Annotated in this window: 5 protein-coding genes; 2 read left to right on the forward strand and 3 right to left on the reverse strand. The window is 63.7% G+C overall.

The window, feature by feature from the left end; genetic code table 11:
• Nucleotides 1–15: 15 nt before the first annotated feature.
• Complete coding sequence (gene paaA / locus PCE31107_RS22885; RefSeq protein WP_130027458.1) at nt 16–1,023, reverse strand: 1,2-phenylacetyl-CoA epoxidase subunit PaaA; 1,008 nt, start codon at nt 1,021–1,023, stop codon at nt 16–18.
• Nucleotides 1,024–1,239: 216 nt separating this feature from the next.
• Nucleotides 1,240–2,181, reverse strand: coding sequence for a LysR family transcriptional regulator (locus PCE31107_RS22890; protein WP_165385385.1), 942 nt, complete (start codon nt 2,179–2,181; stop codon nt 1,240–1,242).
• Between the two features lie 411 nt (nt 2,182–2,592).
• Here PCE31107_RS22890 and PCE31107_RS22895 point away from each other — a divergent pair, with 411 nt between their 5' ends.
• Both PCE31107_RS22895 and PCE31107_RS22900 read left to right on the forward strand, forming a co-directional pair.
• Nucleotides 2,593–3,693, forward strand: a complete 1,101-nt coding sequence (locus tag PCE31107_RS22895; protein ID WP_130027448.1) for a porin — start codon at nt 2,593–2,595, stop codon at nt 3,691–3,693.
• Nucleotides 3,694–3,721: 28 nt separating this feature from the next.
• On the forward strand, nt 3,722–5,191 hold the full coding sequence (locus PCE31107_RS22900) for an amidohydrolase family protein (protein WP_246181947.1): 1,470 nt from the start codon (nt 3,722–3,724) through the stop codon (nt 5,189–5,191).
• 294 nt (nt 5,192–5,485) lie between these two features.
• On the opposite strand, the gene PCE31107_RS22905 is transcribed toward PCE31107_RS22900, so the two are convergent.
• Nucleotides 5,486–7,129 (reverse strand): phospholipase D family protein, encoded by a 1,644-nt coding sequence (locus PCE31107_RS22905; RefSeq protein ID WP_150610757.1) that lies wholly within the window; start codon nt 7,127–7,129, stop codon nt 5,486–5,488.
• Nucleotides 7,130–7,417 lie beyond the last annotated feature (288 nt).

A 7,417-nucleotide genomic window follows, 5' to 3' on the forward strand; every position in this document is an offset into this window, starting at 1 on the left:
CTGGGCGCTTGCGGCTCAGGCGGCTTGCTTCTCGGCGCGCTGGCGTTGCTTGGCGGCGTGCGCCAGGGCGGCGTCGCGCACCCAGGCGCCTTTTTCGTGGGCGGCCACGCGCGTGCCGACACGTTCCTTGTTGCACGGGCCGTCGCCGCCGACCACGCGCCAGAATTCGCTCCAGTCGATCTCGCCGTAGTCGTGTGCCTTGCGGGCCTCGTTCCACTTCAGATCCGGATCGGGAAAGCTCACGCCGAGCACCTTGGCCTGTTCGACGGCGGCGTCGACGAATTTCTGACGCAGATCGTCGTTCGAAATGCGCTTGATGCCCCACTGCATGGTTTGCGTGCTGTGGATCGAGTCCTTGTCGCTCGGGCCGAACATCATCAGCACCGGCCACCACCAGCGGTTCACGGCTTCCTGAACCATGTCGCGTTGGGCTTGCGTGCCGCTCATCATCGAGAGCAGGGCGTCGAAGCCTTGACGCTGGTGGAACGACTCTTCCTTGCAAACGCGGATCATGGCGCGCGCGTACGGGCCGTACGAGCAGCGGCACAGCGGTACCTGGTTCATGATGGCGGCGCCGTCGACGAGCCAGCCGATCACGCCGACATCGGCCCAGGTGAGCGTCGGGTAATTGAAGATGCTGGAGTACTTGGCCTTGCCCGAGTGCAGCGCGTCGATCATCTGGTCGCGCGACGTGCCGAGCGTTTCGGCGGCGGAATACAGATAGAGGCCGTGGCCGGCTTCGTCCTGCACCTTGGCGAGCAGGATGGCCTTGCGCTTGAGGCTGGGCGCGCGCGAGATCCAGTTGCCTTCCGGCAGCATGCCGACGACTTCCGAGTGTGCGTGCTGCGAGATCTGGCGCACGAGCGTCTTGCGGTACTCGGCGGGCATGTAGTCCTGCGGCTCGATCTTTTGATCGGCGGCGACGCGGGCGTCGAAGCGGGCTTGTTGCTGCTGCTCCGCCTCGCTCAGGGCGCGCACACCCTTGGGGCTGTTGCCGGCCAGATCGATGGCTTGCGTATACATAGAGGAAGGTCTCCGCGGCATGTGGGGATATGGGATGCATTATAAACCGACCGGCCGGTCGGTCAATAAATGTTTTCCATGAGATGACGGAGATTGTTTGTTGCAGGGTATGGAGCGCCAGCGAAGTTGGGAATCGCCGCGCGCCGAAGGGGGGCGGGCGCGCGTGAGCGACTGGGGGGTGCCGTGCGGTGACGCCGGAAAGGTAGAAGCGATGTCTCAGCGTGGGGATGCCGAGGCGCACCGCTTCAACGCTTCGACAAACGCCGCGGCGAGCGGCGACAGGGGATCGCCGCGGCGCCATGCCACGCCCATCGGCGCGGGCAGCGGTGGCGGGCGCAACGGCAGAATCGTAACGTCGCCCTTGTCGCGCAGTGCATGCGCCAGGCGGCTCGGCAGCACGGTAATCGCGTCGCAGGTCTGCAGCATCCCGAGCGCGAGGGAGACGGAAAACGCCTCGACGATCATGCCGGGCCCCGCTACGCCGTCAGCGAGAAATTGCGATTGGATCGCGTGGCTGATCGGGGATTCCTTGGGCGGGAGCAGCCACGGATAGCCGGCAACGTCGCGCCAATCAAGCGCCGGCACGGTTGCCAGCGGATGCTCGCGACGGCAGATGACGAGCAGATCCTCGTGGAACAGCGGTTCAAGTTCGACCGCGCTGCGAAAATACTCGGGCACCAGACGTCCTACGATCAGATCGAAGCTGCCATCGTGAAGCCCTGCGGCCAGCCCGAACGAACCACTCTCGCGCACGGTAATGACGCAACGCGGATGGGACTCGGCCATCAATGCGATCGCCTGAGGCAGAAGTTGAGGCATGGCGATGAACAGGGCGCCGACGACCAGGCTCTCGCGGTGCTCGTTCATCAGATCTCGGAGTTCGTCCTCAGCCGAGCGGAGATTGCCAAGGATCATTCGGGCGTGGCGGGCCAGCGTCCGGCCGAACGTCGTCGGCACCATGCCCGATGCGGTGCGCTCGTAGAGCTTCACCCCCAGTAGGTCCTCCAGCGCAGCCAATGTCTTGGAGAGCGCCGCGCGCGTGAGATTCAGGCGGTCGGCGGCCTTCGTCAAGCTGTGCGTTTCATCGAGCACCGCCACGGCCTGGAGGTACTTGAGCTTGAGGCGCGACGGGGGCGCCTGACCGGTTCTGACATTCATTTTCGATCTCCAGCAACGCGTTACCCGCAACGAGGCGAAGGGCCCGCTCTGTACGTAGCGCACCCATGAGTCTCGCGCCATTGGCCCGTCATCGGCGCCCCCGACGGTGTCAGCCGCGCGTCAACCAATGGTTGATGGCTGATTCCAAGAATTCACCTTCCCGGCCATTACCTGAACCTACACTGGCCTGCCAGACGCCCGATGCGGTGTCGGGTGCAGGCGGTCGAGGCCATGCCCTTCCGTCTAATCATTTTAAGTTTCAATTATATAAGCATAAAAAATAATCGCATTCACGCATCCCGAACACAACTCGGGGGAGACGGCGGATGCGAAGCGGGCTGGCCCTATCGGGCAACGGGCCGCGCGAAACCTGTCCTTGCTACGCATCCAGTTCAAATCAAGGGAGACAACGTGAATCATCACGGCATTTGGGTACGTTCGTTCATCGCCGCCGGCCTGCTGGGCGGCGCGCTCGCCAACCCGGCACAGGCGCAGAGCCATGTCGAGATCAGCGGACTGCTGGGCGCTGGCGTCGGCTACACAAGCAACGTTGGCGGGGGCGCTGCCGTCACGGCGAACCCTGGCGTTCTGCGGCCGAACGCCCTGATCTTTCGCGGCGATGAAGACCTCGGCGGCGGCGATCGTGCAGTGTTTTATCTCGGCTCGCTGTTCAGCATTGTCAATGGCAACGTGTTCGGCGGTCCGGGCAGTCTGTTTTCCCGCGAATCTTATGTCGGACTGGCGAATCGATACGGCACGTTGACCGTCGGGAATCAACGCGACTTCATGTTCGACAGCCTGACGTTGAACCGCTACCCAGGGAGCTTCTTCGAGGGATCCTACGCCGCCCATCAGGGGCCGTTCGCGAAGTTCGGCGTGTCGTATTCCGCGCAAGGATCGTTCGACTTCGATCGCGTGAATGGCGAGGCGATCGCCAATACCGTCAAATTCAAAAGCGCCGATTTCTCGGGCCTGACGTTCGGCGCGATGTATGGCTTCGGCGGCGTGCCCGGAAGTTTCGGCCGATCCTCCGCCACCAGTTTCGGTATCAATTACGACTACGCGAATGCTGGCATCGGTGCGGCGTACACGATGGTCAAGTCGCCGCAAACGAACAACGGCAACGATGGCATCCGCAACATCGGTCTCGGGGTTCGCTATGGGTTCGGCAAGGTGTTGATCTCGGCACTTGCCACGCTCTCCCGAAACACGGCGACCGGGGCGCAGATCAACGCCTTCGACGTGAGTGTTGGTTACGACTTCACCGCCGCGTGGTACGCGAGCGCGACGTATACGCACATGCGCGGCAACGCCCAACTGAACGACAACCGCGCCAATCAACTCACGTCCCTTGTCGGCTACCGGCTGTCGAAGCGTACGACCGTGTACGTCGACGCCGCGCTGCAAATCGCCTCAGGCAACGGTGCGATGGCGCAGGTCAACGCGTCGGCCGGCCCTGCGAGCGGCGATCACCAGTTCGTGAGTACCGTCAGCATCCAGCACACCTTTTGACGCGTCGTCGCCCCCAAGGAGGTCTGATATGAACAACGAGATGCAGCGAAACCGGCGCAATCTTCTCAAAGCCTGCGGTGCCGTGGCCGGCAGCATGATGGTTCCCGCGCTGCTGGCGCCGGTGTCGGCGGCGTCGCACGCGGCGGAACGGCCTTCGCAGCCTGCCCAGCGTGCCCAGCCAGAGCGAGACGAGTTCATCTTGCGCGGCGGGTACGTGCTGACGATGGACCCGGCACTCGGCGAATTCCCCGTGGGGGACGTGCACGTGAAGGGCGGTGCCATCGTCGCCGTGGCCGCGCGCATCGATCTGCCGAACGTGCGGATCATCGACGCGAGCCGTACGATTGTCATGCCGGGGTTCGTGGACACGCATCAGCACATGTGGACGAGCCTGTTGCGCGGCTCCCTGCGAGGCGACGATCCGACCTTCGGCTATTTCCCGAGCAAAGCCCGTGCCGGTGCCGTCATGACGCCGGAGGACATCTATCACTCGGTGCGCTTCGGGTTGGCGCAGAACCTGATGTCCGGCATTACCACCGTGCACGACTTTTGTCACAACGTGCGCTCGCCAGCGCATGCGCGGGCGGATCTACAGGCGCTGGAGGATCTGGGCGTTCGCGCCCGATTCTCGTACGGGCGCTTCGGCGAGCCGTCGTCGCAGCCTATGGACTGGCAGGATGTCGAGCGAGTCCGGCAGACGATATTGCCGAAGCGTCCGCGGCTGACATTGGGCGTTGTCGTCGCGCCGGTGACGGAAAAAGACGGTTCGATGCGCGCCAGCGTATTCGATGATCTCAGCACGTCGATGGCGCATGCGCAGGCGATGCAGCTTCCTTACACACTGCATTACGGAAATCTGACGCACGGCATTATCGACGTGATGGCCAGGCATCAATGGCTGAATTCGGACCTGCTGCTGGTGCATCCGCAAGGGTTCACGGCGGCGGAGCGCCAGACGCTCGTGGCATCGAATGTGCGCATCAGTATCGCGCCCGCCATCGAGCTGCAGTACTCCACGGTGAGAAGCGGATATACCCAATTTGCGGAAATGGAAGCGCTTCACGCGCAAATGGGGATTTCGACCGATTCTTCGGCGGCATCGGCCAATGCCAACTTCTTCAACGAAATGCGGGCCCTGCTGTGGGCACATAAGTCGAGAAGCGACACGAACGTCAAACTCACGCCGCGCCGGTTGGTGGAACTTGCGACCATCGAGGGTGCGCGCACGCTCAATCTTGCCGATCGCACCGGGTCACTGTCCCCGGGCAAACGCGCCGACATCGTGCTGGTTCGCATGGATGACCTGGATATTGCCCCCGTATTCGACCCGTTCAATTCACTGGTGTATTCGGCTCAGCCGCAAAACGTCGATACGGTGATCGTGGACGGCCGCATTTTGCGGCAAGGCGGCCGGTTCCTTACGTTCGATGTTGGGGAGGTCGTTCGTGACGCCACCCGTTCGGCCGTGCGTTTGCGACGCGAGGCGGGTTTGGCGTAGCGCGCTCGGCAGGCGGCTTGCGCATGCCGGCTTTCCGTCCGGGCGGACGACGGGCATGCGCCGAGCCGGCGGCGGGTCTTGGGCGATGGGGAGGGGGCAGCGACGACGAAGATGGGGCGGGAGCGAATGCGAGGGTGTGGGCGAGGGTGTGGGTGACGATGGGGGAGGGTGAGGGCGAAGGTGTGGCTGAAGGTGAAGGTGCCGCCGAAGGGCGCGTTTCACGGAGAGTCAGTGTCAGATCGGTGCGCGTACAGGCGTCGCCATGGTTCAGGTATTCGCGAGCGCGGCACAGTTTCAGAGCAGGTCGTCGCTCGGCAGCAACGTGAAGGCGCCTGCCACCGCATTGCGCCAGAACGAAGCATAGGGGTCGACGTCGAAGGTTCGCGGTTGACCATTCTCCTCGCCTACCCAGCGCAGCGCCGGCAAGGTTGGCGGGGTGATCGGCGGTGGCATGGCGGGGTTGGCGGGCGCCAACTCGACGCGAAAACTGGCATGGGGCGACGTCGCCCGGTCGAAAATCCGCGCCATGCGCTCGGCAAAGTCCGGGCTATGGATCACGATCGCCAATTCCGTATTCAGACGCACCGAACGTGGGTCCAGATTGAACGAACCGAGGACGACGTCGCGCCGGTCGATGACATAGACCTTGCCGTGCAGGCTGGCACGCGACGTGCTGCCGAACGAGACGCGCCGCAGCGAGCGGGCTCCGTCATTCGTGCGGATCGGCTTGAACTCGTATAGCGCGACGCCGGCTTGCAGCAACGCCGGGCGATAGCGTGCATAGCCGGCGTGGACTGCCACGACGTCGGTCGCCGCGAGAGAGTTCGTCAGCACGCGCACTTTGACGCCGCGCTGCGTGAGCGTTGACAGAAACCGGACACCGCCGTCCAGCGGCACGAAGTACGGGGAAATGATCAGGACCTCTCGCTGGGCATTCGCCGCCAACTGGCGCAGCTTGTGGCCGGGTGCGCTCTGGGTCACGGCGGCGGGGGTGTCGAGTTTGTCGGGGCCGTCGGCGGCAAGCTCGGCAGGGGCCCAGAAAAGTGGGAGCTTGCTGTTGTGCAGACGCTCGGCGAGCGGGGGCGGGTGAAGCGCCAGATGTCCCGCGGGCGTTCGGTCGGTGTCGCGCCAGTGGCGTGCCAACGCGTCGCGTGTGGCGTCGAGCGTCGCTTCGTCGATCTTCGACTGAACCTGCTTGAGCGGATAAGACTGTTGGCTCGTCCAGAAGTGGTCGAAGCTACGGGAGACGGCGTCGACGATCGGGCCGGCACAGAGCAGATCGAAGTCGCGGAAGGACAATTCGGGATTGGCGTCGAAATACTCATCGCCCAGATTGCGGCCGCCCACGATGGCCAGCTGATTGTCGGCGATCAGCGCCTTGTTGTGCATGCGGCGGTTGAGCTGGTCGAACCGGGTGAGCAGATTGCCCGCCCGTTCGATAAGCGTGGTGTCGCGGGTGCCGAACGGGTTGAAGACGCGGATCTCGATGTTGGGATGTTGATCGAGCGCCGCAAACGCTGGGTCGGTATGGCGACGGTTGATGTCGTCGACCAGCATGCGTACGCGTACGCCGCGGTTGGCGGCGTCGAGCAGCGCTTGGAGCAGGAGGCGGCCGGTGACGTCCTCGCCGGCGCTGTAGTACTGAACGTCCAGACTGTGCTGTGCGGCCTGAACCAGTGCGAGGCGGGTGGTGAATGCGTCGGAGCCGGTGGAGAGGAGTTGGAAGCCGGACTGGCCCGAATGGGCGCGGACGGCCGTGGCCAGGGTACTGGCGAGCGTGCCGGGCGTAGCGGCCGAGGTGTGGCTCGTCCAATGAGACGGCTCGGGAGGTGGACGCACCGAACTGCAGGCGGCGACGATGAGCGCGAGCGGGAGAAGCGTGGCCAGGCGCCGCAGGACATCGAGAGAGCGCGACGGAAGGATGCGCGAATGGACCATCTCGAACGCTCTATATATAAGTATAGGAAGGGAAGAGACCCGGATCGCTGCGTCGCCTTTCCCTATGGGCAAGGTTCCGGCAAGGATAGGTGATTTCGATGGTCGCGTCTCAGTGGGATGCCGGACCATCGTGGATCTGTGCCCTCCCTGTGACCTGCGCCGTGGATCTCGGCCCGCTCGAATCGCTATCTTTTTTGCCCGGCCCCGACCTTTTTCAAATTATTTTCACAAAGGGCTTGCCAGGGTACGGGGTTTTCACTAATATTCCGTCTCTCGCAACGACGGCGA

Origin of the sequence: Pandoraea cepalis (assembly GCF_902459625.1) — a bacterium.
Taxonomy (GTDB): Bacteria; Pseudomonadota; Gammaproteobacteria; order Burkholderiales; family Burkholderiaceae; genus Pandoraea; species Pandoraea cepalis.

What these genes read in the sequence shown, in the direction of transcription:
- paaA (WP_130027458.1), bottom strand. Translation starts at nt 1,023, where the DNA reads ATGTATACGCAAGCCATCGATCTGGCCGGCAACAGCCCCAAGGGTGTG.
- PCE31107_RS22890 (WP_165385385.1), bottom strand. Translation starts at nt 2,181, where the DNA reads ATGAATGTCAGAACCGGTCAGGCGCCCCCGTCGCGCCTCAAGCTCAAG.
- PCE31107_RS22900 (WP_246181947.1), top strand. Translation starts at nt 3,722, where the DNA reads ATGAACAACGAGATGCAGCGAAACCGGCGCAATCTTCTCAAAGCCTGC.
- PCE31107_RS22905 (WP_150610757.1), bottom strand. Translation starts at nt 7,129, where the DNA reads ATGGTCCATTCGCGCATCCTTCCGTCGCGCTCTCTCGATGTCCTGCGG.